We start from the raw sequence: 23,917 nt of genomic DNA on the forward strand, positions 1-23,917 counted from the left end.
CGCGACCATCCCACCGGAGGTTCCCAATGGCCCAGCAGATCATCGTCGGACTCATCGTCGCCTGCGCCGCGCTCTACGCCGTCTGGCGCTGGATGCCGGCGACCTGGCGGCGCGCGGCGGCGGGCCGGGTCGCCGCCGGGTCGCGGCGCGCCGGGCTGGTCGACGCGCGGCGCGCCGAGGCGCTGGCCGCCTCGCTCGCGAAGACCTCGGGCTGCGGGTCGTGCGACAGCTGCGGCAGCTGCGGGACCGCCGCGCAGCGGGGCGGCGCCTCGGTCGACGGCGCGGCCGCCCCGGCGCGCGCGACCGGCACGGCGGGACCCGCGTCGCCGGCCCGCGCCGGACGCTGACGCCGGCCGTGGCATCGCGCATCCTCGTCGCCGGCGGCGGCATCGGCGGGCTTGCGTGCGCGCTAGCGCTCGCGCGCGGCGCGGCCGTCGATGGGGACGCGATGTCCGCGCACCGCACGGTCCGGGCGCCGCGCCATCGCGTCGACCTGCTGGAGCAGGCCGACGCCTTCGGCGAAGTCGGCGCCGGTCTGCAGCTGGGTCCCAATGCCACGCGGCGGCTGCACGCGCTCGGGCTGGCGCGGGCGCTGGCCGGCATCGCGGCGGTGCCCGATGCGCTGGTGGTGCGTGGCACCGGCGGCGACGGCGTCGTCGCGCGGCTGCCGCTGGGGGAGGCCATGCGCCGGCGCTACGGCGCGCCCTATTGCTGCGTGCATCGCGCCGACCTGCACGCGATGCTGCTCGACGCCGCGCGCGGCAGCGCCGGCACCACGCTCCACCTGGGCGCGCGCATCGACCGGATCGACGCCGGCGACGCAGCGGTCCGCGTCGACGGTGCCGACGGCCGCCACTGGTCCGGCGACGCCCTGATCGGCGCCGACGGCCTGTGGAGCGCCGTGCGGGCCCAGGTCAGCGGCCCGGCCGATCCGCCACCGCGCGTCACCGGCCACACGGCGTGGCGCGCGCTGGTGCCGCAGGCCGCGCTGCCGGCCGCGCTGCGCGGCGCCGACGTGCGCGTCTGGCTCGGCGCGCGACTGCACGCGGTGGCCTACCCGGTGCGTGGCGGCGCGGCGCTCAACGTCGTCGTGCTGGCCGAGTCGGCCCCGGCCGGCGACGCGCGCGACTGGGACCAGGCCACCGGCCTCGACGCCCTGCAGCGCGCCACGGGCCGCTGCGGCGGGATGCTGCAGGCGCTGATCGAGGCGATGCCCGCCTGGCGCGCCTGGACGCTGTGCGACCGCGCGCCGCTCGCCGGCCCGTCCGGCATGGCGCGCGGGCGCGTCGCGCTGGCCGGCGACGCCGCGCACCCGATGCTGCCGTACATGGCGCAGGGCGCGGGCATGGCGATCGAGGACGCGGTGGCGCTGGCCGACGCGCTGGGCGACGCGGCGGCCGCGGACGTGCCCGCCGCGCTGGCGCGCTATGCCGACGCGCGCTGGCGGCGCAACGCCCGGGTACAGGCGCGCGCCCGGCGCAACGGGGTCGTCTTCCATCTGTCGGGTCCGGCCCGGCTCGCGCGCGACGCCGGCCTGCGCGCCCTGGGCCCGAAGCTGCTGGACGTGCCCTGGCTCTACGCCGGCTGACTCAGAGGTCGGTGCGCAGCGCCCACAGTTCCGGGAACAGCACCACGTCGAGCATCCTGCGCAGGTAGCTCACGCCGCCCGTGCCGCCGGTGCCGCGCTTGAAGCCGATCACGCGCTCGACCGTCGTCACGTGGCGGAAGCGCCAGAGCCGGAAGGCGTCCTCGATGTCGATCAGCTTCTCGCCGAGCTGGTAGAGGTCCCAGTGCGCGCGCGGGTCGCGGTAGACGGCGAGCCAGGCGGCGCGCACGGCCTCGTCGGGCTCGCAGGGCCGCGTCCAGTCGCGCGCCAGCCGGGACGCGGGCACGGCCAGGCCGTGGCGGGCCAGCAGGCGCAGCGCCTCGTCGTAGAGCGATGGCGCGCGCCAGGCGGCCTCGACCTGGGCCAGGAGGTCCGGCCGGTGCGCGTGGGGCTGCAGCATGGCGGCGTTCTTGTGGCCGAGCATGAATTCGATGCGGCGGTACTGCGCGCTCTGGAAGCCGCTCGAGTTGGCGAGGTAGGGCCGCATGGCGCTGTACTCGGGTGGCGTCATGGTCGCCAGCACGCTCCAGGCGCCCACGAGCTGTTCCATGACGCGGCTCACGCGCGCCAGCATCTTGAACGCGTCGGGCAGCCGGTCGCCGGCGACGCAGTCGATGGCCGCCGTCAGCTCGTGCAGCATCAGCTTCATCCACAACTCGCTGGTCTGGTGCTGGACGATGAACAGCATCTCGTCGTGCGCGGGCGAGCGCGGGTGCTGGGCCGCGAGCAGGTCGTCCAGGTGCAGGTAGTCGCCATAGCTCATGGCGGCACTGAAATCCAGCCGCGCGCCCTCGTCGCGCACGATGCGTCCGGCGGCGTCGGCGTCGTGCGCCGTGGCGGGGGTGTCGGCGGCCATCACGTCACCGCCTGCTTGCGGTTGAATTCCGGGCGCTCCCACTCGCGCGCCGCCAGCACCCGCGCGAGGTGGTCGACGGCCCGCCAGACGTCCTCGAAGCCGAGGTAGAGCGGCGTGAAGCCGAAGCGCAGGATGTCGGGCGAGCGCGCATCGCCGGCGCGGAAGTCGCCGATGACGCCGCGCGCGATCAGGGCCTGGACGATCGCATGGGCGGTCGGCGCGGCCTCGTCCGGGCCGACCGACGCCGCGCCGGAACGCGCCAGGGTCAGGCTGACCTGCGAGCCGCGCCGCGCGTGCGCGCGTGGCGTGGCGATCTCGAAGCGCCCGTCGCAGCGCGCCTCGACCAGCGCCATGAAGGCATCGGTGAGGGCCAGCGACTTGTGCCTCAGCGCCCCCATCGGTCCGACATCGCCATCGAAGGGCGCGGCCGCCAGCACGGTGTCCAGGCCGCACTCGAGCCCGGCGAGCGCGACGATCGGCTGGGTGCCGCACAGGTAGCGCCCGACCCCGGCGGCGGGCCGGTAGCCGGGCGTGAACTCGAACGGCGCCGCGTGGCCCCACCAGCCGGCGAGCGGCTGCTCGAACTGCCCGGCGTGGCGCGCGTGCACCCACACGAAGGCCGGCGCGCCCGGGCCGCCGTTGAGGTACTTGTAGCCGCAGCCGACGGCGAAGTCGGCCCCGCAGTCGTCCAGCCGCACCGGCACCGCGCCGGCGCTGTGCGCCAGGTCCCAGACGGCCAGCGCACCGGCAGCGTGCGCGGCGGCGGTGACGGCGCGCATGTCGTGCATCGCCCCGGTGCGGTAGTTGACGTGCGTGAGCATCAGCACGGCGACGTCGCCGGCGGCGAGGGCGGCGTCGATCCCGTCGGCGTCGTCGAGCAGCGCCAGCGTGAAGCCGCGCTCCCGGCACAGCGACTGTGCGATGTAGAGGTCGGTCGGGAAGTTGGCGCGCTCGCTGAGCACCACGCGGCGCGCCGCGTCGCCCCGGCCGTCGCGCTCCAGCACCCGGGTCATCGCGGCGAACAGCACCTTGTAGAGGTTGACCGAGGTGCTGTCGGTGCACACCACGCTGCCGGGCGCGGCGCCGACGAGGCGCGCCACCTTGTCGCCCAGGCGCTGCGGCAGGTCGACCCACCCCGCCGTGTTCCAGGAGCGGATCAGGCCCTCGCCCCATTCGCGCGCCACGACCTCGGCGATGCGCCCCGGGGCGGCCTTCGGCAGTGCGCCGAGCGAGTTGCCGTCGAGGTAGATCACGTCCTCGGGCAGCGTGAACAGCGCGCGCAGGGCGCGCAGCGGGTCCCGCGCGTCCAGGGCGCGGCAGTCGTCGAGGGTCGGGGCGGCGGGGCGGTCGGCGCAGGCCGTCGCAGGCGCCGTCGGCGAGGTGCCGGCGGCGGGCGGGAGGTCGCGCAGCACCGCGCGCACGGGCGAGGCGTCGGCGGTCGTGAGCCGCAGCGGCAGGGCGATGAGTTCGTAGTCGCCCTCGGGCACGTCGTCGAGCACCAGGTTCTCCAGCACGCGCAGCCCCAGGCGGCGGATCGCCTGGTGGCTGTCGAGCGTCTTGCTCGTGGCCGGGTCGATGCTGGCGCTGTCGATGCCCACCAGCGTCACGCCGCGCGCGGCCAGCCGCTCGATGGTGTCGGGCGCGAAGGCGACGAGGTCCGGGTCCCAGCGGTCGACCACGGCCCGCGCGCGGGTGCGCACGAGCACGCGCGGAGGCAGGTCGTCCAGCGCATGCGCGAGGTGCGCCCAGGCGATCAGGGGGCCGCGGTCGATGACGTGGACGACGCGGCAGCGGCCGAGGAAGGGCGCCAGGTCGACCAGGCCGATGGCCGCGCCCTCGGGGTCGTAGTGCAGCGGCGCGTCGGCGTGCGCGCCCACGTGCGGCGACAGCGTGAGCTCGCCCACGTTGACCGGGCCGTCCGCGCCGATGCGCGCGGCCCAGCGCTGGCGGTAGGGCGTGTCGCCGGGAAAGACCGGCGCGCCTTCATGGACGGGCGGGGAGATGTCCCGGACGTGGGGTAGGGAGTCAGGCATGGCGCGAAGGTAGCGCCGTGCGACAGGGCGTGGTGTCGGTTATTCCCAACGTCGCGGTAACACCCGGAGACCTGGATCGACCACCCCGGATCGATGGGCCCCGGATCGATGGCCCCGGGACGAAGCGGTCCGCTCAGGCCCGCAGCCGCCCCAGCAGCAGGAACTCCAGCAGCGCCTTCTGCACGTGCATGCGGTTCTCCGCCTCGTCCCACACGACCGACTGCGGTCCGTCGATGACGTCGGCATCGACCTCCTCGCCGCGGTGCGCGGGCAGGCAGTGCATGAACAGGGCGTCGGGCTGGGCGACGCGCATCATCTCGGCGTCCACGCGCCAGTCGGCGAAGGCGGCGCGGCGCGCGTCGTTCTCGGCCTCGTAGCCCATGCTGGTCCAGACGTCGGTGGTCACCAGGTCGGCGCCCCGGCAGGCTTCCATCGGATCGGTGAAGACCTTGTAGCTGTCGGCCGAGCGCAGTCCCGCGACCGACTGGTCGACGCCGTAGCCGCTGGGCGTGCTCACGTGCACCGTGAAGCCCAGGATCTCGCTGGCCTGCAGCCAGGTGTTGGCCATGTTGTTGCCGTCGCCCACCCAGGCCACCGTCTTGCCGCGGATCGAGCCGCGGTGCTCGATGTAGGTGAAGATGTCCGCCAGGATCTGGCAGGGGTGGAATTCGTTGGTCAGGCCGTTGATGACCGGCACGCGCGAGTGCCGGGCGAACAGCTCGATCTTGTCCTGCCCGAAGGTGCGGATCATCACCGCGTCGACCATGCGGCTGATGACGCGGGCGCTGTCCTCGATCGGCTCGGAGCGCCCCAGCTGGGTGTCGCCGGTGGTCAGGTGGACCACGCTGCCGCCGAGCTGGTACATGCCGGCCTCGAAGCTCACGCGGGTGCGCGTCGAGGCCTTCTCGAAGATCATGACCAGCGTGCGGTCGACCAGCGGCTGGTGCTTCTCGTAGGCCTTGAACTTGCGCTTGATGAGGGCGGCGCGTTCGAAGAGATAGGCGTAGTCGTCGGTCGTGAAATCCGAGAACTGCAGGTAGTGCCGGATCGCCGGTTGGCCGGTCATGGTCGTCGTCATGGGGTGGGTTCCGAGAGGAAGGTGTGGACCAGCGGCGCGAGGATCGCGACGATCTCGTCCGCCTCGGCGACGCTCAGGACGAGCGGCGGCACGAGACGGATCACGTTGTCGGCCGTGACGCTCAGCAGCAGGCCGGCGTCGCAGGCGCGGTTGAGGATCACGCCGCAGGGCCGGTCGAGCTCGATGCCCAGCATCAGGCCGTGGCCGCGCACCTCGCGCACGCCGGCCAGGCCCTCGAACTCGCGCTCCAGCGCCGCCTTGAGGTGGGCGCCCACGGCGGCGGCGTGCTCGACCAGGCCGTCCTTCTCCATGATGCGGATGGTCTCGACGCCGGCGCGCATCGCCAGCGGATTGCCGCCGAAGGTCGTGCCGTGGTTGCCGGGGCCGAAGATGTTGGCCGCGCGCGGCCCGGCCACCACCGCGCCGATCGGCACGCCCGAGCCCAGGCCCTTGGCCAGGGGCATCACGTCGGGCAGGATGCCGGCCCACTGATGGGCGAACCACTTGCCGGTGCGGCCCATGCCGCACTGCACCTCGTCGATCATCAGCAGCCAGTCGCGCTCGTCGCACAGCGCGCGCACTTGCTTCAGGTATTCGACGCGCATCGGATGGATGCCGCCTTCGCCCTGGATGGTCTCGAAGAACACCGCCACGACGTTCGGGTTGCCCTCGGTGGCCCCCTTCAGGGCCTCGATGTCGTTGAGCGGCACGCGGATGAAGCCCTCGACCAGCGGGCCGAAGCCCTTCTGCACCTTGGGATTGCCGGTGGCCGACAGCGTGGCGATCGAGCGGCCGTGGAAGGCGTGCTCGTAGACCACGATCTCCGGACGCTCGATGCCCTTGTCGTGGCCGAACTTGCGCGCCAGCTTGAGCGCCGCCTCGTTGGCTTCCAGGCCGGTGGAACAGAAGAACGCGTTGGTCAGGCCCGAGAGTTCGACCAGCTTGGCCGCGAGCTGTTCCTGGCCGGGCACGTGGTAGTAGTTGGAGCTGTGGATGAGCTTGGCCACCTGGTCCTGCAGCGCGGGCACCAGCTCGGGGTGGTTGTGGCCGAGCGTGTTCACCGCGATGCCGCCCAGGCCGTCGAGGTAGGCGCGGCCCTCGGTGTCCCACACGCGGCAGCCCTGACCATGCGACAGCGCGATGGGCAGTCGGCCATAAGTATTCATGACGTGGGGCGATGTGGGGACGGCGGGGGCGCTCATACGGGGTACTCCGGGAAAGGGAAGGCGGATTCTAGGCGTGCGTTATTTCATCTTTGTTGAGGATTCGGCATCGCAGCAATGTCCGGGCCAGCCCTGTGCGATTGCCGGTGCCGCGACGGGTCGCCCGGATAGAATCCGTGGTGCGCTGCAGCACGCGCCCAGCCCTTTCAAACGATGATCTCCCCCAGCGCCAAAGAAGTCTTCATCCAGGGCATCACGAGCGATGGCCGAACCTTCCGCCCCAGCGACTGGGCCGAACGCCTCGCCGGCGTGATGAGTTCGTTCCGTCCCGGCGGCGCCACGCCCGGCAGCCACCTGAGCTATTCGCCCTGGTGCGTGCCCACCAACATCAACGGCGTCAAGTGCGTGGTCGTCCATGTCGACCTGCGCGACTACAACGTGATGGCCTGGGACTTCGTCATGAACTTCGCGCGCGACAACGGCCTGCAGATCGTCGAGGCTTGCCTGGTGCCCCAGGAGAAGCCCTGACCGTCATGCCGTGGACGCCCGGCGGAAGCGACGTTGCGTTCGCCCATGAAAAAACCGCCCGAAGGCGGTTTTCCACTTTTTTGCTTTGCTGCCGCAGCGCACCCCGATCAAACGGCGGAGCGGCGTGATGCACGGGGCATCGAACCGTTCCGGGCTGGTTACCTGAGCGTCAGGCGGCGGCCTTCTCAGGGGCGAGTGCCAGGGCCTTGACCTTGGCGGACAGGCGGCTCTTGTCGCGAGCGGCCTTGTTCTTGTGGAAGATGCCCTTGTCGGCGACGGTGTCGACCACGGCCTGCGCCTTGGCGAACAGCTCGGTGGCCTTGGTCTTGTCGCCGGCCAGCACGGCCTTCTCGACGTTCTTCACCGCGGTGCGGTACTTGGAGCGCAGCGACGTGTTGGCGGCGTTGAGCTTGGTGTCCTGACGGACGCGTTTGCGGCCCGACGCGAGGCGCGGGTTCTTCTTCTTGGGTTTAGCGGATGCCATTGATGTGTGTCCTTGTGTGTCTGGGGATGATGCGGCAAAGCCAACGATTATAGAACGCCCGGGCCGGGACCTACACTCGCGGCGCCGTGTCCCTCTTCAAATCCGCCTCTACCGTCTCGCTGCTCACGCTGGCGTCCCGCGTCGCCGGCCTGGCGCGCGACCTGCTGATGGCCTCCGTCTTCGGGGTCAGCGCGCTGACCGACGCCTTCAACGTCGCCTTCCGCATCCCCAACCTGTTCCGGCGCGTGCTGGGGGAGGGCGCCTTCAGCCAGGCCTTCGTGCCGGTGCTGGCCGCGACGCGCACCGAGCGGGGCGACGAGGGCGCACGCGCCCTCGTCGACCATGTCGCCACGCTGCTGACCTGGACGCTGGTGGTGTTGTGCATCGCGGGCATGGCCGGGGCGCCGCTGATGGTCTGGGCGATGGCCAGCGGCCTGGCGCAGACGGCGCAGGGCCATGACGCGGCGGTGTTCATGACGCGCTGGATGTTCCCCTACATCGGCTTCATGTCGCTGGTGGCGCTGGCCGGCGGCATCCTCAACACCTGGCGCCGTTTCGCGGTGCCGGCGGCCTCGCCGGTGCTGCTGAACCTGGCGCTGATCCTGTCGATCCTGATCGGCGCGCCGCTGTTCCGGCGCTGGGGCATCGAGCCGATCTACGCCCAGTGCGTGGGCGTGATGGTCGGGGGGGCGCTGCAGCTGGGCATCCAGCTGCCGGCCCTGCGCCGCATCGGCATGCTGCCGCACGTGGGCACCAGCGTGCGCGCCTTGCGCGCCGCCTGGGCCGACCCCACCACGCGCCGCGTCCTGACGCTGATGCTGCCGGCCCTCGTCGGCGTGAGCGTGGCGCAGATCTCGCTGCTCATCAACACGCAGATCGCCTCGTACCTCGCGCCGGGCAGCGTCACGTGGGTCAGCTACGCCGACCGGCTCATGGAGTTCCCGACCGCCATGCTCGGCGTCGCGCTCGGCGTGGTGCTGATGCCGCAGCTCGCCTCCGCCCGCGCCGCCAAGGACGAGCAGCGCTATTCGTCGCTGCTCGACTGGGGCCTGCGCCTGGTGGTGCTGCTGTCGGTGCCGTGCGCGGTGGCGCTGCTGCTGTTCTCGCGCCCGCTGGTGGCGGTGCTGTTCCACAACGGCGCCTTCGGCGACGTCGACGTGCAGCGCACCACGGTCGCGCTGATGGGCTATGGCGCCGGCCTGGTGGGCATCGTCGCGATCAAGGTGCTGGCGCCCGGCTACTACGCCAGGCACGACATGCGCTCGCCGATGCGCATCGCCGTGTGCGTCCTGGTGCTCACGCAGCTGCTCAACCTGGTCCTGGTGCCGGTGCTGCAGCACGCGGCGCTGACGCTGACCATCGCCCTCGGCGCGGTCGTCAACGCGCTGTGGCTGCTGATCGGCCTGGTGCGGCGCGGCAGCTACCGCCCGGAGCCCGGCTGGGGCCGCTTCGTGCTCAAGGTGATCGTGGCGTCGGCGGCGCTGGGCCTGCTGCTGGCCTGGGGGTCGCAGCACGTCGACTGGGTCGGCCTGCGCGCGGCGCGCGTCCAGCGCATGGGGCTGCTCGCGCTCTTCGTCGCCGGGGGCGCGATGCTGTACTTCGCCGTGCTGGGGCTGATGGGGGTGCGGCCGCGCAACTTCATGAAGCGCTGAGCGGGCCGCGCCGGCAGCCACCGGCGCCGGCGGCTGCCGCAAGCGCCTTGACGCTGTCGGCGCGCTCCTCTACAAAGCCCGCATGAAGTTCAGTCTCTCGACACCGACCGCCCTCGAATATTTCGCCTCGCTGGTGCAGAGCGACGAACACTTCCCGCTGCTCGAGGCCGCCACCAGCATCGCCCAGGACGAGTACCCCGAACTCGACGTCGCCCAGGTGCTCGGCGACGTCGACCAGCTCCTCGCCCGCCTGAAGCGCCGCCTGCCGGCCGACGCCGCGCCGCTCGCCCGGCTGCGCCTGCTCAACCAGTTCTTCTTCCACGATCTGAACTTCGGCGGCAATCTCAACGACTACTACGACCCCGACAACAGCTACCTCAACGCCGTGCTGCGCACGCGCCGCGGCATCCCGATCTCGCTGGCGGTGCTGTGGATGGAGCTGGCGCAGGGGCTGGGCCTGCAGGCCCGTGGCGTCTCCTTTCCCGGGCACTTCATGATCAAGGTGACCCTGCCCAAGGGACAGGTCGTGATCGATCCGTTCACCGGCAAGTCGCTCTCGCGGGAGGAACTGGTCGAGCGGCTGGAACCGTACAAGCGCGGTGACGGCGTGGTCGGCGAATTCGACGTGCCGCTCGGGCTCTACCTGCAGCCGGCCACGCCGCGCGAGATCATCCACCGCATGCTGCGCAACCTCAAGGAGGTGCACGCGGCACAGGAGGACTGGCAGCGCACGATCGCCGTGCAGGACCGCCTGATCACGCTCTCGCCCGATGCCTGGGGCGAATGGCGCGACCGTGGCCTCGCGCACGCGGCCCAGGGCCACGCGACGCGCGCCGTGCACGACCTCGAGACCTACCTGCGCCATGCCGAGGACGCGCTCGACCTCGACGTCATCGCCGAGCGCGTGGCCGCCCTGCGGCGGGCGGAGAACCGGTGACCCCCGGCCCGGCGTCGGTCGCGGATGCCGCCGAACGGCTCGGCGACCGCCACCGCTTCCACGGCGTCCAGCCGGTGTTGCCGGTGGCCGACGCGGCCCGCGCGGCCCGCTATTTCTGCGAGGTGCTCGGCTTCGAGCTGGACTTCATCGCGGGCGAGCCGCCCAGCTACGCGCGCGTGAAGATCGGTGCCGGGCGCCGCGGCGAGCCCGGTGAAGGCGACCCGGTCTACCTGCGGCTGTGGCAGTGCGGTCCGCACGATGCGCGCGCCTGGCGTGGCGAGATCGTGATCCACGTCGGCCGCGACCTCGACGGGCTCCACGCGGCCTACGTCCGGCGCGGCGTGGCGGTGGTCGAGCCGCCGCAGTCCCAACCCTGGGGCCTGCGTGAGTTCGCCGTGCGCGAGCCCGACGGGCACGTGCTGCGCTTCTCGGGCTACCTGCCGACGCCCTGACCGATCCGGTCGCCCGGGCGCCGCGGGTGGCATGCAACCTGCAGGCGTGCCACCATGGCCGTTTTCACCATCGACATGCCGTCCCTTTCCTTCCACCTGCGATTGCGCGAGCGCCTGCGCGGCATCCCCGCGGGTGGCCAGCCGCTGCGCGTGCTGCTCACCCTGGGCAGCCTGATGGCCATGTGCCTGCTCGGCCAGCGCTCGGAGGCGGTGATCCCGTCGTTCCTCGGCGCCATCGCCAGCGCCCTGTCCGAGACCGACGACGGCTGGCGCAAGCGCCTGCGGGCCCAGGTCCTCACGCTCGCGTGCTTCGCGGCGGCGGCGCTGGCGGTGCAGGTGCTGTTCGACCGGCCGATCCTCTTCATCGCCGGCCTGGCGCTCGCGGCGTTCTGCCTCACGATGCTCGGCGCGGTCGACGCGCGCTACCGCGCCATCGGCTACGCGACCCTGATCCTGTCGATCTACGCCACCCTCAACCTCGACCACGCCGCCAGCGCACCGGCCGAGGTCGGCGCGATCGCCAGGCGCCAGGGGCCGGTGCTGCTGCTGGCCGGCGCCGCCTGGTACGGCGTGTTCTCGGTCGCCTGGGCGGCCCTGTTCCCGGCCCAGCCGGTGCAGGCCCTGCTGGTGCGGCTCTACACCGTCCTGGGCGAGTACGTGCGTTTCAAGGCCTCGCTCTTCGAGCCGCTGCGCGGCGTGGACATCGAGCAGAAGCGCCTGTCGCTCGCGCAGCTCAACACCGACGTCGTGACCGAGCTCAATGCCGCCAAGGAAGGCATCTTCCGGCGCATCGGCAAGCGCGCGCCGACCGGGCGCATCTCGCGCTATCGCGGCCTCTACCTGATCGCCCAGGACGTGCACGAGCGCGCCAGTTCCTCGCACGACGACTACAACGCGCTGGCCGACACCTTCTTCCACAGCGACCTGCTCTACCGCTGTCGGCGCGTGCTGGCGCTGCAGGGCGTCGAGTGCCAGCGCCTGGCGGCGTCGATCGCGCGGCGCGAACCGTTCGTGAAGGGCGACGCCACCGTGCAGGCGCTGGCCGACCTGCGCGGGGCGATCGAGCACGAACGCGCGCGCACGCGGGAGTCCGGACCGCTGGCGCTGCTGGCGTCGGTCGAGGCGCTGGCGCGCAATTTGGCCCAGCTCGACGGCCAGCTCGCCGGCGCCAGCCAGCCCTCGGCCCAGGCCGGGCGCATCGACATGGGCCTGGCCGATGGCTCGCCGCACGGCTGGCGCGACATCCTCGAGCGCGTGCGGCGCCAGCTCACGCCCGGATCGGCCCTGTTCCGCCATGCCTCTCGCCTGGCGGTGGCGTTGACCGCGGGCTACGTCGTGATGCGCGTGATCCATCCGGCACAGGGGTACTGGATCCTGCTGACGACGCTGTTCGTCTGCCAGCAGACCTACGGCGGCACCATCGCCCGCATGGGCCAGCGCATCGCCGGCACCATCCTGGGCGTCGTCGCCGGATGGGCGTTGCTCGAACTGTTCCCGCAGCCGTGGCTGCAGTCCCTGCTGGCCGTGGCCGCCGGCGTGGTGTTCTTCGCCACCCGCACGCGCCGCTACCTGCTGGCCACCGCCGCCATGACGCTGCTGGTGCTGATGTGCTTCAACCAGGTCGGCGACAGCGGCGTGCTGCTGGTGCCGCGCCTGGTCGACACCGCCATCGGCAGCGTCATCGCCGGCCTCGCGATGCTGCTGGTGCTGCCGCACTGGCAGGCCCGGCGCATCGACGCGCTCGCCGCCACGGCCCTGCGGGCCCAGGCGGGCTACCTGCGGCAGATCGCCCGCCAGTACCGCTCGGGCGCGCGCGACGACCTGGCCTACCGCGTGGCGCGGCGCGATGCGCACAACGCCGATTCGGCGCTGTCAAGCGCGGTGTCGGACATGTTCCGCGAGCCGGGCTTCGTGCGTCCGCGCGCGGGCGTGGCGCTGCGCTTCCTGATCCGCGCGCACACGCTGCTGAGCTATCTGTCGGCGCTGGGCGCGCATCGCGCGGTGGTCGGGCCGGCCGGATCGGCGGGCGTGCGCGCATTGCTGGACGCCGCCGAGGGAGCGGCGGCGGCGCTCGATGCCCTGGCGGTCACGCTGGTGGCGCGCGGCACGTTCCACGAGCCGAAGCGTAGCAGCGCCGCGAGCCAAACCGAAGCCGCGCGAGGCGGCCTCGAAGCGGGCGGTGCCGAGGCCGTCGACCCCGCCGCGGCGTCCGGCGCGCCGGCCGGCGATCCCGCCGTGGCCGCGGCCCGGGCGGCCGAGACTGCCCTGCGCGACGCGCTGGCGGCCTCGGTCGAGGCGGGCGACGAGCGCAATCCGGCGGCGCGCCTGCTGCGCACCCAACTCACGCTCGTGTGGCTGCAGATCGACGCGTTGCGCGCGCATGCCGACGAATGGCTGCTCCGGAGCACGCATGCGGCGGACGGCGACGCCGGGGATCGCGTCGCGGCCTGAGCACGCCGGGCGCATGCCGGGCGACGCCGACGGTCCCGGCATCGCCGGTCAGACCAGACCGGCGGCCTGCAGTTCCTTCTTGCAATACGCGTAGAACAGCGGCGCCGCCACCAGACCGGCCGGTCCGAAGACCGCCTCGGCCATGAACATCACGGCCAGCAGTTCCCACACCGCCATCTGCGTGCGGCTGCCCACCACCTTGGCGTTGATGAAGTACTCGGCTTTGTGGATCAGCACCAGGAAGCCCAGGCAGGCCAGCGCGGTCGCCGGCGAGACCGACAGGCCGACCAGCGTGATGACCACGTTGCACAGCAGGTTGCCCACGATCGGCACCAGGCCGGCGACGAAGGTGAGGGTGACGAGGGCGGGGGTGTAGGGCAGTTCCTCGCCCCACATCGGCAGCAGGAAGAGCAGGAACACGGCCGTGAGGAAGGTGTTGAACGCCGCGATCCAGAACTGCGCCGCGACGATCTGGCCGAAGGCCTCCCCGAAGCGGGAGATGCGTCTGAACATCTGCTGAGCCAGCGGCCGGCGCACGGCCGGGCCGTGCGCGACGGCCGCCAGCGTGCCCACGATCAGGCCGACGTAGGCGAACAGCAGCCCGCCCAGCCAGGCGCGCCCGGCCATCGCCATGGCGCCGGCCTGGGCGCGCAGGTAGCCCGCGACCACGCGCTGGACTTCCGCCGCACCCTCGGGCAGGTAGATCGCCATGTCGGGCGGGAGCTTGGAGCGCAGTTCCAGCACGGTGCGCGCGATGAAGTCGAGCAGTTCCCGGTACTGCTCGGTCGCGTTCAGCACGAACTCGCGGGCCTCCGCGTAGGCGAACACCAGCAGCGCCAGCGGAGCGAGCATCACCAGCACCGCGGCGGCGATGCGCGCGCCCGACGAGGACACGGCGGCCGGGGGCGCGGGCGCGGCGAGCGCGGCGCGCGATGCACCCGCGCGGCGCTTGAGTCCGAGGTCCAGCATGCGTGCGAGCCAGCGGGTCGCAAGGAAGCCCACGCACACGCACAGCAGGCCGGGCAGCAGGCCCTGCCACATGATCAGCAGCAGGGTCGCCGAGATGAGCACGAAGCTCGCCGCGACGATGGCGCGGGAGGGAACGTCGGAAGTCGCGGCGGCGGAGGGCAGGGTCACGCTCGGAAGGATGTGGACGGCGACGGTGGGCGGGCGGCCTGGGAGCCGCACGGACGGATCGGCGGCGGGACGCTCAGGCGACGATCACCGCGGCGCCGTCGCCGCGCGGGGCGATGCGTCCGATCTCGTGGACCGTCTCGCCCGCCGCGCGCAGGGTCGCCGCGCAGGCGGCGGCCTGCGCCGCCTCGATCACCACCACCATGCCGATGCCGTTGTTGAAGGTGCGGTTCATCTCCAGGTCGTCGATGCCGGCGACCCGCTGCAGCCAAGCGAAGAGTTCGCTGCGCGGCCAGCTGCCCTTGACCAGGTGGGCGGCGGTGCCCTCGGGCAGCACGCGCGGGATGTTCTCCAGCAGGCCGCCGCCGGTGATGTGGGCGAGCGCCTTGATCGGGTGGCGCGCGAGCGCCTCGAGCACCGGCTTCACGTAGAGCCGCGTGGGCGCCATCACCGCCGTGCGAAAGGGCTGGCCGTCGAGCGTGGCGGGCAGGTCGTCGCCCGCGCGCTCGATCACCTTGCGCACCAGGCTGAAGCCGTTGGAATGCACGCCGCTGGAGGCGAGGCCGAGCACCACGTCGCCGGGCTCGACGTCCCGGCCGGTCAGGATGAGCGACTTCTCGACGGCGCCGACGGCGAAGCCTGCGAGGTCGTACTCGCCCGGCGGATACATGCCTGGCATCTCGGCCGTCTCGCCACCGATGAGCGCGCAGCCCGAGAGTTCGCAGCCGCGCGCGATGCCGCCCACCACGGCCGCGGCCGTGTCGACGTCGAGCTTGCCGCAGGCGAAGTAGTCGAGGAAGAACAAGGGCTCGGCACCCTGGACCAGCACGTCGTTCACGCTCATGGCGACCAGGTCGATGCCCACGGTGTCGTGCATGTCCCATTCGAAGGCCAGGCGCAGCTTGGTGCCCACGCCGTCGGTGCCGCTGACCAGCACCGGTTCCTTGTAGCGCTTGGGCACCTCGAACAGCGCGCCGAAGCCGCCGATGCCCGCCAGCACGCCTTCGCGCATCGTCTTCTTCGCCAGCGGCTTGATGCGGTCGACCAGCGCGTCCCCGGCATCGATGTCGACGCCGGCGTCCTTGTAGCTGAGCGGGGTGGGCGAGTTGGAAGTCATGGGTCGGACGGTTTGGAAGCCGGAAGAAGGAGGAACGACGAAGGGGGAACCCGGTGAGGCCCGACGGGGCCGGCGTGGTCGCCGCGCGCAACGGCTGCGGTGGCGTCCATGGCCGCAATGGCCGGGCCGATAGAATTCGCCACGATTTTAAGGGCCGTCCGGCCCGGTCCCATGAACCCTTCTTTCGCGTCCTCCGTGCCACGGCAGCCGCCCGCTTCGCTCCCGGCATGAAGCAGCTCGCGCTCGACATCGGACTGGCGAGCGGGCCCACGCTGTCCGGCTTCCACGCAGGACCCAACGCGGCCGTGCTGCGCCACCTCGCGGCCTGGGTCGACGAGGCACCGCCCCCGGCCGGCCAGTCGCCCGTGCCAGTCTACCTCTGGGGCGAGAGCGGCAGTGGCAAGACGCACCTGCTGGAGGCCGTGCGCAGCGCCCTGCGCGAGCGCGGGGCGCTGGTCGGCGTGCTGCACGCGGGCACCACGCAGCCGCTCGCCTTCGACGAGCGCTGGGGCGCCGTGCTGATGGACGATGTTCATCTCTACAACCCGGTGCAGCAGCATGTCGCCTTCGCATGGTTCGTCACCGCGCACGCCCTGCAGCGCGGGGTGCTGGCCACGGGCGGGCTGCCGCCGGCCGACCTGGCCTTGCGCGAGGACCTGCGCACGCGCCTGGGCTGGGGCCACGTGTTCCACCTGCAGCTGCTCGACGAGGCCGAGCGCCGCGCGGTGCTGCGCCAGGCCGCCGACGCGCGCGGCGTGCTGCTGGCCGACGAAGTGCTCGACTACATGCTGCATCGCTTCAGCCGCGACCTCGGCAGCCTCATGGAGCTGCTCGACCAGCTCGATGGCTACGCGCTGCAGACGCAGCGCGCGGTGACGATCCCGCTGATCCGCTCGATGCTCGAGAACCAGTAGGCGCGCCGCCCTTCAGAATGAACCCTCCCGGAGCGCCCGGCGCCCGGCTTCCCCTTACCTCTGCCCCCATGATCAAGACATTCATCGACAAATTGCTCGGCAAGTCCGCCGGGTCGGCCCGCGGCGCCAAGTCGCGCTTCGGCAAGCGCGAGGAGGTGGCCGCCAGCGTCCACGGCATCGACCCGGCCCTGGTCGACGAACGCGCGAAGAACGTCGTCACCACGCTGCAGGACGCCGGCTACGAGGCCTACGTCGTCGGCGGCGCGGTGCGCGACCTGCTGCTGGGCCTGCGTCCCAAGGATTTCGACGTGGCGACGAATGCCACGCCCGAGCAGGTCAAGGCGCTGTTCCGGCGCGCCTTCATCATCGGGCGGCGCTTTCGCATCGTGCACGTGGTGTACGGGCGGGGACGCGAGCACGAGGTGATCGAGGTCTCGACCTTCCGTGCCTACATGGACAACGCCGCGGCCGAGCAGGTCAAGGGCAACGAGCGCACCAGCAAGGGCGAGCTCGCCGGCATGACGCACGCGGTCGATTCCAGCGGACGCGTGCTGCGCGACAACGTCTGGGGCCCACAGGAGGAGGACGCCGCGCGCCGCGATTTCAGCGTCAACGCCATGTACTACGACCCCGCGAGCCAGGTGGTGGTCGACTACCACGGCGGCATCCGCGACGCGAAGAAGCTGGTGCTGCGCATGATCGGCGACCCCGTCACGCGCTACCGCGAGGACCCGGTGCGCATCATCCGGGCGATCCGCTTCTCGGCCAAGCTCGCCGCGCTGGGCTTCGAGATCGAGCCGAAGACGGCGGCGCCGCTCGTCGAATCGGCCCGCCTGCTGGCCGACGTGCCGCAGAGCCGCCTGTTCGACGAGATGCTCAAGCTGCTGCAGACCGGCCACGCCGTGGCCACGATCGCGCAGTTGCGCAAGCTCGGCCTCGCGCGCGGCATCTATCCGCTGCTCGACGTCATCGTCGAGCGTGCCGACCAGCCCTTCGTGCGCGCCGCGCTGCAGGACACCGACCGCCGTGTCGCCGAGGGCAAGCCGGTGGCCCCGAGCTTCCTGCTGGCCTGCGTCCTGTGGGCCGACGTGCGCGACGGCTGGGCCGATCGCGTGGAGGGGCGCAACGGCCAGCGTGGCATGCCCGCCTTCCCGGCGCTGCAGGAGGCCATCGACGAGGTCTTCGACACGCGCATCGGCGACGTCTCGGGCCGCGGCAAGCTCGGCGGCGACATGCGCGAGATCTGGATGATGCAGCCGCGTTTCGACAAGCGCGTCGGCTCGACGCCCTACAGCCTGGTCGAGCAGGCGCGCTTTCGCGCCGCGTTCGACTTCATGCGCCTGCGCGCGGACGTCGGCGAGGTCAGCGAGGCGATCGCCGAGTGGTGGCAGGAATTCGGCAGCGCCGACGACCTGCGCCGCCAGGACCTGCTCGAGCAGGTGCGCGAGGAGCAGAAGCCGGCGGCGCGCACCCGGGTGCGCGTGCGCAATCCGGCCGGGGAGGGCGGGGTGGAGCGCAAGGGTGCGGCGCAGGCCCCCCGGCCTGGCGGCGACGACGACCGCATCGCTTCCGGCGAACGCGACGAACGTGACGATCCGGACGGTAACGACGGCCCGGCCGTGCCGCCCGATGGCGAAGCGGCCCCGCGCAAGCGCCGGCGTCGTCGCAAGCCGCGCGGCGGCGGCGAGGGGGGCGCCGAGGGCTCCTCGGGGGCGTCGAAGCCCGCATCGGATGCGAGCGGCAACGGCCACGACGCATGAGCGATGCCGCCCGGGCCTTCGTCGGGCTCGGCGCCAACCTCGGCGACGCGCGCACCGCAGTGCTGCGCGCGATGGACGCACTCGACGGTCTGCCGGGCACGCGCGTCGTGGCCCGCTCGTCGCTCTACCGCAGCGCGCCGGTCGATGCCACCGGGCCCGATTTCGTCAACGCGGTGGTGGCGCTGGAGACGACGCTCGATCCGTCCGATTTGCTGGCCGAGCTGCAGCGCCTGGAGCACGACGCATTGCGCGAACGCCCCTACCGCAACGCGCCGCGCACGCTCGATCTGGACCTGCTGCGCCATGGCGATGCGGTGCTGCGCACGGCGCGCCTGAGCCTGCCGCACCCGCGCATGCACGAGCGCGCCTTCGTGCTGCGCCCGCTCGCGGAGATCGCGCCGGCACTGGTGACGCCGGCGCAGCTCGACGCCGTCGCCGGTCAGGCCATCGAGCGGCTCTGACCGCGCTCCTCGTCGTGCGCCGCGCCGGCGGACGCGTGGGCGGTGCGCGCAGCCCGGCCCTTACACTCCCGGCTGTCACGAAATCGTCATCACGACGACATCCGCATCGATTAAGGAGCCAACGTCATGTTCGGCAAGCTGCTGCCCCGAGAGGGCAATTTTTTTGAGATGTTCAACCAGCACGCGGAGCGCATCGTCGAGGCCGCGCGCGCGTTCGAGAACCTGGTCGCCAACTACGGCGACCTGCACCTGCGCGAACAGTACAACCGCGACGTCGACAACGCCGAGCGCGCCGCCGACCGCGTGACGCACGACGTCAACCGCCTGATCCACAAGACCTTCATCACGCCGATCGACCGCGAACAGATCCACAAGCTCATCAACACGATGGACGACGTGGCCGACCTGATCCAGGACTCGGCCGAGACCATGGCGCTCTACGACGTGCGCCACATGACCGAGGAGATCGTGCGCCTGACCGCGCTGAGCGTGAAGTGCTGCGACCGCCTGAAGGACGCGGTCAAGTTCCTCGGCAAGATCGCCGATCCGGCCGTGGCGGAGGCGACGCTCAAGACCTGCGAGGAGATCGACCGCCTCGAGTCCGACGCCGACCGCGTCATGCGCAGCGCGATGAGCAAGCTGTTCCGCGAGGAGCCCGACGTGCGCGAGGTGATCAAGCTCAAGGCCATCTACGAACTGCTCGAGACGATCACCGACAAGTGCGAGGACGTCGCCAACGTGATCGAGGGCATCGTCCTCGAGAACTCCTGAAACGCGACACGCCATGGCATCGGTTCAGGTAGGGCTGTGGGTCGTCGTGCTGCTGGTGGTGCTGGCCATCGCGTTCGACTTCATGAACGGCTTCCACGACGCGGCGAACTCGATCGCGACGGTGGTCTCCACCGGGGTGCTCAAGCCCGGTCAGGCGGTGGTCTTCGCCGCTTTCTTCAACCTGGTGGCGATCTTCGTCTTCCACCTGAGCGTGGCCGCGACGGTCGGCAAGGGCATCGTGCAGCCGGGCATCGTCGACGTGCACGTGGTGTTCGGTGCCCTCATCGGCGCCATCACCTGGAACCTGGTGACGTGGTACTACGGCATTCCCAGCAGCTCGTCGCACGCCCTCATCGGCGGCATCGTCGGCGCGGTGATGGCCAAGGCCGGATCGAGCGCGCTGGTGGCCGCCGGCATCTGGAAGACGGTCGCCTTCATCTTCGTCTCGCCGGTGCTGGGCTTCGTCCTGGGCTCGGCCATGATGGTGCTGGTGGCATGGGTCTGCCGGCGGGCGACGCCCTCACGGGTGGACCGCTGGTTCCGGCGGCTGCAACTGGTCTCCGCCGGTGCCTACAGCCTGGGCCACGGCGGCAACGACGCCCAGAAGACCATCGGCATCATCTGGATGCTGCTGATCGCCACCGGCCATTCCGGCACCGACACGCCACCGACCTGGACCATCGTGAGCTGCTACACCGCGATCGCGCTGGGCACCATGTTCGGCGGCTGGCGCATCGTGAAGACGATGGGTCAGAAGATCACCAAGCTCAAGCCGGTGGGCGGCTTCTGCGCCGAGACCGGCGGTGCGCTGACGCTGTTCCTGGCGACGGCATTGGGAATCCCCGTCTCGACCACCCACACCATCACGGGCGCGATCGTCGGCGTTGGATCGGTGCAGCGCGCGAGCGCCGTGCGCTGGGGCGTGGCAGGCAACATCGTCTGGGCCTGGATCTTCACGATTCCCGCCTCGGCGTTCGTCGCCGGTGTCGCCTACTGGGTGAGCATGCAGATCTTCTGAGCACCGGTCTGCCGGGCTACTGTGAAATCTTGCGGCCTTCCTCGACCTGGTGCTCGAAGTAGCGCTGGAAGCTGAAGACGATGCTGGACATGAGCACCGTGGTGCCGACCAGCAGCGCCACGACCACCGCGCCGATGGTCAGCCAGCCCGTGCGTCCGGGCGGCGCGTCGGGCGCCCCGCCCGCGTTGAAGCGCGCGTTCCATTTCTCCGGCGCCATCAGGCCGTAGACGATCGCGGTCAGCGCGCAGCCGGCGACGGTGAAGCCCACCAGCGGGATCAGCACCCAGCTCAGGCCGTCGTCGAGTCCGTGCTCTCGCGCGCGTCCGATGCCGTAGACGCCCAGCGCCGTCGGGATCGGCAGCAGCCAGCCGAGCAGGTCGTTCGCACCGTGCAGGTAGAAGCGATGCAGGCCGAGCGGTCCGCCCAGGAAGGCCAGCCAGGCGGCAAGCGTCTTGTCGCGGGGCTTCACGAAGGGGCCCGGACCGGTTCGGTCAGGCTGCCGTCGCCGAGCACGCGATCCATCAGGACGACGTCGAGCCAGCGGTCGAACTTCCAGCCGACGTCCGCGAGCACGCCCACGTGCGCGAATCCCTGCGCGCGGTGCACGCCGATCGAGCCGGCGTTGCCCGCGTCGCCGATCACGGCGATCAGCTTGCGCACGCCGGCCGCCTCGGCGGCCTCGATCAGCGCCCCCAGGAGCGACTTGCCCACGCCCTGGCCGCGTGCGTCGTCGGCCAGGTAGATCGAATCCTCGGCGGAGAAGCGGTAGGCCGGCCTCGGCTTGAACCAGTTGCAATAGGCGAAGCCGAGAATCGCACCGTCTCCCTGGCGCTCGGCCACGAGGTAGGGCAGTCCCTTCGACAGGACGTCGGCACGGCGCGCGGCCATGTCGGCGACGCTGGGCGGATCGGTCTCGAAGGTGCCGGTGCCGTGGCGCACGTGGTGCGCGTAGATGGCGGCGATCGCGGCGATGTCCGCGTCGAGGCTGGGTCGGATGAGGATCGTCATGGCTGCGGGAGACGCGGGAAGAAAGAGGGAGGGGAAGCGCGCGGGCTATAATCGCGGGCTTTTCAGCGTGTCGCTGGCCGGGTGGCCATGTCGCGTGTCTCAACGCTGGAAGATCATTGTGGGCGAACCTTGCGGGTTTGCCACCACCCCAAGGATAAATCATGGTCGTCATTCGACTCTCCCGCGGCGGCTCCAAAGGCCGTCCGTTCTTCAACATCGTCGTCTCCGACAAGCGTGTGCGCCGCGATGGCCGCTTCATCGAGCGCCTGGGCTTCTACAACCCGATCGCCAAGTCGAACGAGGAAAGCATCCGCATCGCCCAGGACCGTCTGACGTACTGGGAAAGCGTCGGTGCCCAGGCTTCGCCCACGGTCACGCGCCTGATCAAGCAGGCTGCCGCCGCAGCCCCCAAGGCCGCGGCCTGATCGCTCCGGCGCGGTGATGCTGCCCACCCTCGAGACCGCCGCACTGCCGGCGGACGCCGTGGAGGTGGGTCGCATCGCCGATGCCTGGGGCATCAAGGGCTGGTTCAAGGTCCTGCCCCACAGCGCCCGACCCGAGGCGCTCTTCTCATCGAAGCGCTGGTTCATCCAGCCTTCCGGCCCGGTCCACGCGAAGCCGCAGACCCAGGCCTTCCGGCTCGCCATCCGCGAGGCCAAGGAACATTCGGATTGCATCGTCGCCACGTCCGACGACGTCCCCGATCGCAATGCCGCGGAAGCGTTGCGCGGGGCCCGCGTTTTCGTGCCGCGCTCGAGCTTTCCCACCGCCGCGGACGACGAGTACTACTGGGTCGATCTCATCGGTCTGGACGTCGTCAATCGCGAAGGCATCGCCCTGGGCACGGTGCGCGAACTGCTCGCGACCGGACCGCAGACCACGCTCGTGCTCGTCGCCGATGCGCCCTCGGACGAAACAGGCCAAGCCAGCGCCGGCAAGACGATCGAGCGGATGGTGCCCTTCGTCTCCGCCTTCGTCGACGAGGTCGATCTCGTCGGCCGTACCATCACCGTCGACTGGCAACCCGACTACTGAGCGCGCCGGCCGGACGCCGCACCGTCACGGCGGCCGCATGACGGGTCTGTTTCCAGTCATCCAGATGCCCCGTGCACGGAGTTCTTCCTGATGCGCTTCGATGTCGTCACCCTGTTTCCCGAACTTTTCGCCCCTTTCCTGACCAGTGGCGTGACGCGACGCGCCTACGAGTCCGGGCAGGTCGAGGTCGTGTTCTGGAACCCCCGCGATTTCGCCTCCGGCAACTACCGCCGCGTGGACGATCGGCCGTTCGGCGGCGGGCCGGGCATGGTCATGATGGCCGAGCCGTTGTCGGCCTGCCTGGACGCGGCCCTGGCGAGCCGTGGCGTGGCGGCGCCGGTCGTGCTCTTCTCGCCCGTCGGCGAGGTGCTGCGACACGCGACGGTCACCACCTGGGCGTCGGGGGAGGGCGCCGTGCTGGTCTGCGGCCGCTACGAAGGCGTCGACCAGCGGTTCATCGACGCGCGCGTCACGCACCAGATCAGCCTGGGCGACTTCGTGCTGTCGGGCGGAGAGGTGGCCGCGATGGCGCTGCTGGACGCGGTGGCGCGGCTGCAACCCGGCGTGTTGGGCGACGAGGCGAGCCATGTCCAGGACAGCTTCAACCCGGTCCTCGACGGCCTGCTCGACTGCCCGCATTACACCCGCCCCGAGCAATGGAACGGTCGTGCGGTACCGGCGCCCCTGCTGTCCGGCCACCATGCGCAGATCGAGCGCTGGCGACGCGACCAGCGTCTGGCGATCTCGGCCGCGCGACGCCCGGAACTGGTGGATGCGGCGCGCGCCTCGGGCCGCATCGACAAGGCCGATGAAAAGGCGTTGGCGAAAAGGCTATAATCGAAGGCTCTCCGATCCTCTGCCCGGCCGCGGCCCTGCAAGAAACGGCACACCTGCGGACCTGCAGGCTGCCTGCTCTGCCGCCTTTTGTGTAGCGCGTGCAAGATCGAAACCAGGACCTCCATGAATCTCATCGAAACGCTCGAGCAGGAAGAAATCGCTCGACTCAACAAGACCATTCCCGCGTTCATGCCCGGCGACACCGTCATCGTGAGCGTGAGCGTCGTCGAAGGCACGCGCAAGCGCGTGCAGGCCTACGAAGGCGTCGTGATCGCCAAGCGCAACCGTGGCCTCAACAGCGGCTTCACGGTGCGCAAAATCTCCAGTGGCGAAGGTGTGGAGCGGACGTTCCAGACCTACAGCCCGCTGATCGCCGGCATCGAGATCAAGCGCCGCGGTGACGTGCGCCGTGCCAAGCTCTACTACTTGCGCGAACGCAGCGGCCGCTCGGCTCGCATCAAGGAAAAGCTGCCCAGCCGTGCCGCGAAGGCAGCTTCCGCCGCAGCCGCAGCCGCTCAGTAAAAAGCGTCGCCGCCTCAAGACAAGCCGCCTTTCCAGGCGGCTTTTCGCGTTCATGGGCGGTGCCTTTCGCGGCATGGACCGGCGTTTCGACGGTCTCGGT

The 23,917-nt window shown here is 71.2% G+C and carries 25 protein-coding genes and 1 pseudogene; 16 read left to right on the plus strand and 10 right to left on the minus strand.

The features are described 5' to 3' along the window. Window positions 1–26 precede the first annotated feature (26 nt). Window positions 27–347 (plus strand): hypothetical protein, encoded by a 321-nt coding sequence (locus NF681_07995; GenBank protein UST55106.1) that lies wholly within the window; start codon window positions 27–29, stop codon window positions 345–347. 8 nt (window positions 348–355) lie between these two features. Then, entirely contained in the window at window positions 356–1,588 is a 1,233-nt protein-coding gene (locus NF681_08000) for an FAD-dependent monooxygenase (GenBank protein UST55107.1), read from the plus strand. A gap of 1 nt (window position 1,589) precedes the next feature. Here NF681_08000 and kynA read toward each other — a convergent pair whose 3' ends face one another. From kynA to NF681_08025, 5 genes and pseudogenes are all read right to left on the minus strand, one after another. Continuing rightward, window positions 1,590–2,462, minus strand: a complete 873-nt coding sequence (kynA, locus tag NF681_08005; GenBank protein UST55108.1) for a tryptophan 2,3-dioxygenase — start codon at window positions 2,460–2,462, stop codon at window positions 1,590–1,592. Then, window positions 2,462–3,772, minus strand: coding sequence for a kynureninase (kynU, locus tag NF681_08010; GenBank protein ID UST55712.1), 1,311 nt, complete (start codon window positions 3,770–3,772; stop codon window positions 2,462–2,464). The genes kynA and kynU overlap by 1 nt, the downstream gene beginning before the upstream one ends. A gap of 147 nt (window positions 3,773–3,919) precedes the next feature. After that, window positions 3,920–4,495 (minus strand): annotated as a pseudogene (kynB, locus tag NF681_08015) (arylformamidase). 133 nt (window positions 4,496–4,628) lie between these two features. Next, window positions 4,629–5,573 (minus strand): ornithine carbamoyltransferase, encoded by a 945-nt coding sequence (argF, locus tag NF681_08020; protein UST55109.1) that lies wholly within the window; start codon window positions 5,571–5,573, stop codon window positions 4,629–4,631. Beyond that, window positions 5,570–6,775 carry an aspartate aminotransferase family protein gene (locus tag NF681_08025; protein UST55110.1) on the minus strand — a complete coding sequence of 402 codons (1,206 nt, stop codon included), beginning with the start codon at window positions 6,773–6,775 and terminating at the stop codon, window positions 5,570–5,572. The genes argF and NF681_08025 overlap by 4 nt, the downstream gene beginning before the upstream one ends. Window positions 6,776–6,949: 174 nt before the next feature. Between NF681_08025 and NF681_08030 the strand changes: the two genes are divergently transcribed. Continuing rightward, on the plus strand, window positions 6,950–7,264 hold the full coding sequence (locus NF681_08030) for a DUF3579 domain-containing protein (protein ID UST55111.1): 315 nt from the start codon (window positions 6,950–6,952) through the stop codon (window positions 7,262–7,264). Window positions 7,265–7,433: 169 nt separating this feature from the next. On the opposite strand, the gene rpsT is transcribed toward NF681_08030, so the two are convergent. Next, a complete protein-coding gene (rpsT, locus tag NF681_08035; GenBank protein ID UST55112.1) occupies window positions 7,434–7,748 on the minus strand; it encodes a 30S ribosomal protein S20 in 315 nt (104 codons plus the stop codon). 86 nt (window positions 7,749–7,834) lie between these two features. Between rpsT and murJ the strand changes: the two genes are divergently transcribed. From murJ to yccS, 4 genes are all read left to right on the plus strand, one after another. Beyond that, window positions 7,835–9,400, plus strand: coding sequence for a murein biosynthesis integral membrane protein MurJ (murJ, locus tag NF681_08040; GenBank protein ID UST55113.1), 1,566 nt, complete (start codon window positions 7,835–7,837; stop codon window positions 9,398–9,400). Between the two features lie 82 nt (window positions 9,401–9,482). After that, the gene (locus tag NF681_08045) at window positions 9,483–10,337 is read left to right on the plus strand and encodes a tetratricopeptide repeat protein (protein ID UST55114.1); all 855 of its coding nucleotides are present in this window, start codon (window positions 9,483–9,485) and stop codon (window positions 10,335–10,337) included. After that, complete coding sequence (locus NF681_08050) at window positions 10,334–10,789, plus strand: VOC family protein (GenBank protein UST55115.1); 456 nt, start codon at window positions 10,334–10,336, stop codon at window positions 10,787–10,789. The genes NF681_08045 and NF681_08050 overlap by 4 nt, the downstream gene beginning before the upstream one ends. A gap of 54 nt (window positions 10,790–10,843) precedes the next feature. Further along, window positions 10,844–13,240 (plus strand): YccS family putative transporter, encoded by a 2,397-nt coding sequence (gene yccS / locus NF681_08055; GenBank protein ID UST55116.1) that lies wholly within the window; start codon window positions 10,844–10,846, stop codon window positions 13,238–13,240. Window positions 13,241–13,288: 48 nt separating this feature from the next. Here the strand turns inward: yccS and NF681_08060 are convergent, their stop codons facing one another. Both NF681_08060 and purM read right to left on the minus strand, forming a co-directional pair. Continuing rightward, entirely contained in the window at window positions 13,289–14,377 is a 1,089-nt protein-coding gene (locus NF681_08060; protein ID UST55117.1) for an AI-2E family transporter, read from the minus strand. 73 nt (window positions 14,378–14,450) lie between these two features. Continuing rightward, complete coding sequence (purM, locus tag NF681_08065; protein ID UST55118.1) at window positions 14,451–15,491, minus strand: phosphoribosylformylglycinamidine cyclo-ligase; 1,041 nt, start codon at window positions 15,489–15,491, stop codon at window positions 14,451–14,453. Between the two features lie 227 nt (window positions 15,492–15,718). Here purM and hda point away from each other — a divergent pair, with 227 nt between their 5' ends. The 5 genes from hda (at window position 15,719) to NF681_08090 (ending at window position 20,415) form a co-directional block, all read left to right on the plus strand. After that, on the plus strand, window positions 15,719–16,405 hold the full coding sequence (gene hda / locus NF681_08070; protein UST55119.1) for a DnaA regulatory inactivator Hda: 687 nt from the start codon (window positions 15,719–15,721) through the stop codon (window positions 16,403–16,405). Window positions 16,406–16,473: 68 nt separating this feature from the next. Beyond that, on the plus strand, window positions 16,474–18,165 hold the full coding sequence (pcnB, locus tag NF681_08075) for a polynucleotide adenylyltransferase PcnB (protein UST55120.1): 1,692 nt from the start codon (window positions 16,474–16,476) through the stop codon (window positions 18,163–18,165). Then, a complete protein-coding gene (gene folK, locus NF681_08080) occupies window positions 18,162–18,626 on the plus strand; it encodes a 2-amino-4-hydroxy-6-hydroxymethyldihydropteridine diphosphokinase (protein ID UST55121.1) in 465 nt (154 codons plus the stop codon). Before pcnB ends, folK begins: the two co-directional genes overlap by 4 nt. A gap of 126 nt (window positions 18,627–18,752) precedes the next feature. Further along, window positions 18,753–19,397, plus strand: coding sequence for a DUF47 domain-containing protein (locus NF681_08085; protein UST55122.1), 645 nt, complete (start codon window positions 18,753–18,755; stop codon window positions 19,395–19,397). Between the two features lie 13 nt (window positions 19,398–19,410). Beyond that, window positions 19,411–20,415: an inorganic phosphate transporter gene (locus tag NF681_08090; protein UST55123.1), complete on the plus strand. Its 1,005-nt coding sequence runs from the start codon at window positions 19,411–19,413 to the stop codon at window positions 20,413–20,415. Between the two features lie 16 nt (window positions 20,416–20,431). Here NF681_08090 and NF681_08095 read toward each other — a convergent pair whose 3' ends face one another. Both NF681_08095 and NF681_08100 read right to left on the minus strand, forming a co-directional pair. Continuing rightward, window positions 20,432–20,884: a hypothetical protein gene (locus NF681_08095; protein ID UST55124.1), complete on the minus strand. Its 453-nt coding sequence runs from the start codon at window positions 20,882–20,884 to the stop codon at window positions 20,432–20,434. Beyond that, entirely contained in the window at window positions 20,881–21,423 is a 543-nt protein-coding gene (locus NF681_08100; GenBank protein ID UST55125.1) for a GNAT family N-acetyltransferase, read from the minus strand. The genes NF681_08095 and NF681_08100 overlap by 4 nt, the downstream gene beginning before the upstream one ends. Window positions 21,424–21,584: 161 nt before the next feature. Between NF681_08100 and rpsP the strand changes: the two genes are divergently transcribed. The 4 genes from rpsP (at window position 21,585) to rplS (ending at window position 23,817) form a co-directional block, all read left to right on the plus strand. Then, window positions 21,585–21,848, plus strand: coding sequence for a 30S ribosomal protein S16 (rpsP, locus tag NF681_08105; protein UST55126.1), 264 nt, complete (start codon window positions 21,585–21,587; stop codon window positions 21,846–21,848). 16 nt (window positions 21,849–21,864) lie between these two features. After that, a complete protein-coding gene (rimM, locus tag NF681_08110) occupies window positions 21,865–22,458 on the plus strand; it encodes a ribosome maturation factor RimM (protein UST55127.1) in 594 nt (197 codons plus the stop codon). 90 nt (window positions 22,459–22,548) lie between these two features. Next, window positions 22,549–23,295 carry a tRNA (guanosine(37)-N1)-methyltransferase TrmD gene (trmD, locus tag NF681_08115; GenBank protein ID UST55128.1) on the plus strand — a complete coding sequence of 249 codons (747 nt, stop codon included), beginning with the start codon at window positions 22,549–22,551 and terminating at the stop codon, window positions 23,293–23,295. Between the two features lie 123 nt (window positions 23,296–23,418). Further along, a complete protein-coding gene (rplS, locus tag NF681_08120; GenBank protein UST55129.1) occupies window positions 23,419–23,817 on the plus strand; it encodes a 50S ribosomal protein L19 in 399 nt (132 codons plus the stop codon). Window positions 23,818–23,917: the final 100 nt, after the last annotated feature.

This window comes from Comamonadaceae bacterium OTU4NAUVB1, from assembly GCA_024372625.1.
In the GTDB taxonomy this organism is placed as follows: domain Bacteria; phylum Pseudomonadota; class Gammaproteobacteria; order Burkholderiales; family Burkholderiaceae_C; genus Variovorax.

Excerpts from the sequence above, each read along its gene's own strand:
- NF681_07995 (UST55106.1), top strand. The coding sequence starts at position 27 with ATGGCCCAGCAGATCATCGTCGGACTCATCGTCGCCTGCGCCGCGCTC.
- kynA (UST55108.1), bottom strand. The coding sequence starts at position 2,462 with ATGGCCGCCGACACCCCCGCCACGGCGCACGACGCCGACGCCGCCGGA.
- argF (UST55109.1), bottom strand. The coding sequence starts at position 5,573 with ATGACGACGACCATGACCGGCCAACCGGCGATCCGGCACTACCTGCAG.
- NF681_08025 (UST55110.1), bottom strand. The coding sequence starts at position 6,775 with ATGAGCGCCCCCGCCGTCCCCACATCGCCCCACGTCATGAATACTTAT.
- NF681_08030 (UST55111.1), top strand. The coding sequence starts at position 6,950 with ATGATCTCCCCCAGCGCCAAAGAAGTCTTCATCCAGGGCATCACGAGC.
- rpsT (UST55112.1), bottom strand. The coding sequence starts at position 7,748 with ATGGCATCCGCTAAACCCAAGAAGAAGAACCCGCGCCTCGCGTCGGGC.
- NF681_08045 (UST55114.1), top strand. The coding sequence starts at position 9,483 with ATGAAGTTCAGTCTCTCGACACCGACCGCCCTCGAATATTTCGCCTCG.
- yccS (UST55116.1), top strand. The coding sequence starts at position 10,844 with ATGGCCGTTTTCACCATCGACATGCCGTCCCTTTCCTTCCACCTGCGA.
- purM (UST55118.1), bottom strand. The coding sequence starts at position 15,491 with ATGACTTCCAACTCGCCCACCCCGCTCAGCTACAAGGACGCCGGCGTC.
- hda (UST55119.1), top strand. The coding sequence starts at position 15,719 with ATGAAGCAGCTCGCGCTCGACATCGGACTGGCGAGCGGGCCCACGCTG.
- pcnB (UST55120.1), top strand. The coding sequence starts at position 16,474 with ATGATCAAGACATTCATCGACAAATTGCTCGGCAAGTCCGCCGGGTCG.
- folK (UST55121.1), top strand. The coding sequence starts at position 18,162 with ATGAGCGATGCCGCCCGGGCCTTCGTCGGGCTCGGCGCCAACCTCGGC.
- NF681_08085 (UST55122.1), top strand. The coding sequence starts at position 18,753 with ATGTTCGGCAAGCTGCTGCCCCGAGAGGGCAATTTTTTTGAGATGTTC.
- NF681_08090 (UST55123.1), top strand. The coding sequence starts at position 19,411 with ATGGCATCGGTTCAGGTAGGGCTGTGGGTCGTCGTGCTGCTGGTGGTG.
- NF681_08100 (UST55125.1), bottom strand. The coding sequence starts at position 21,423 with ATGACGATCCTCATCCGACCCAGCCTCGACGCGGACATCGCCGCGATC.
- rpsP (UST55126.1), top strand. The coding sequence starts at position 21,585 with ATGGTCGTCATTCGACTCTCCCGCGGCGGCTCCAAAGGCCGTCCGTTC.
- rimM (UST55127.1), top strand. The coding sequence starts at position 21,865 with ATGCTGCCCACCCTCGAGACCGCCGCACTGCCGGCGGACGCCGTGGAG.
- trmD (UST55128.1), top strand. The coding sequence starts at position 22,549 with ATGCGCTTCGATGTCGTCACCCTGTTTCCCGAACTTTTCGCCCCTTTC.
- rplS (UST55129.1), top strand. The coding sequence starts at position 23,419 with ATGAATCTCATCGAAACGCTCGAGCAGGAAGAAATCGCTCGACTCAAC.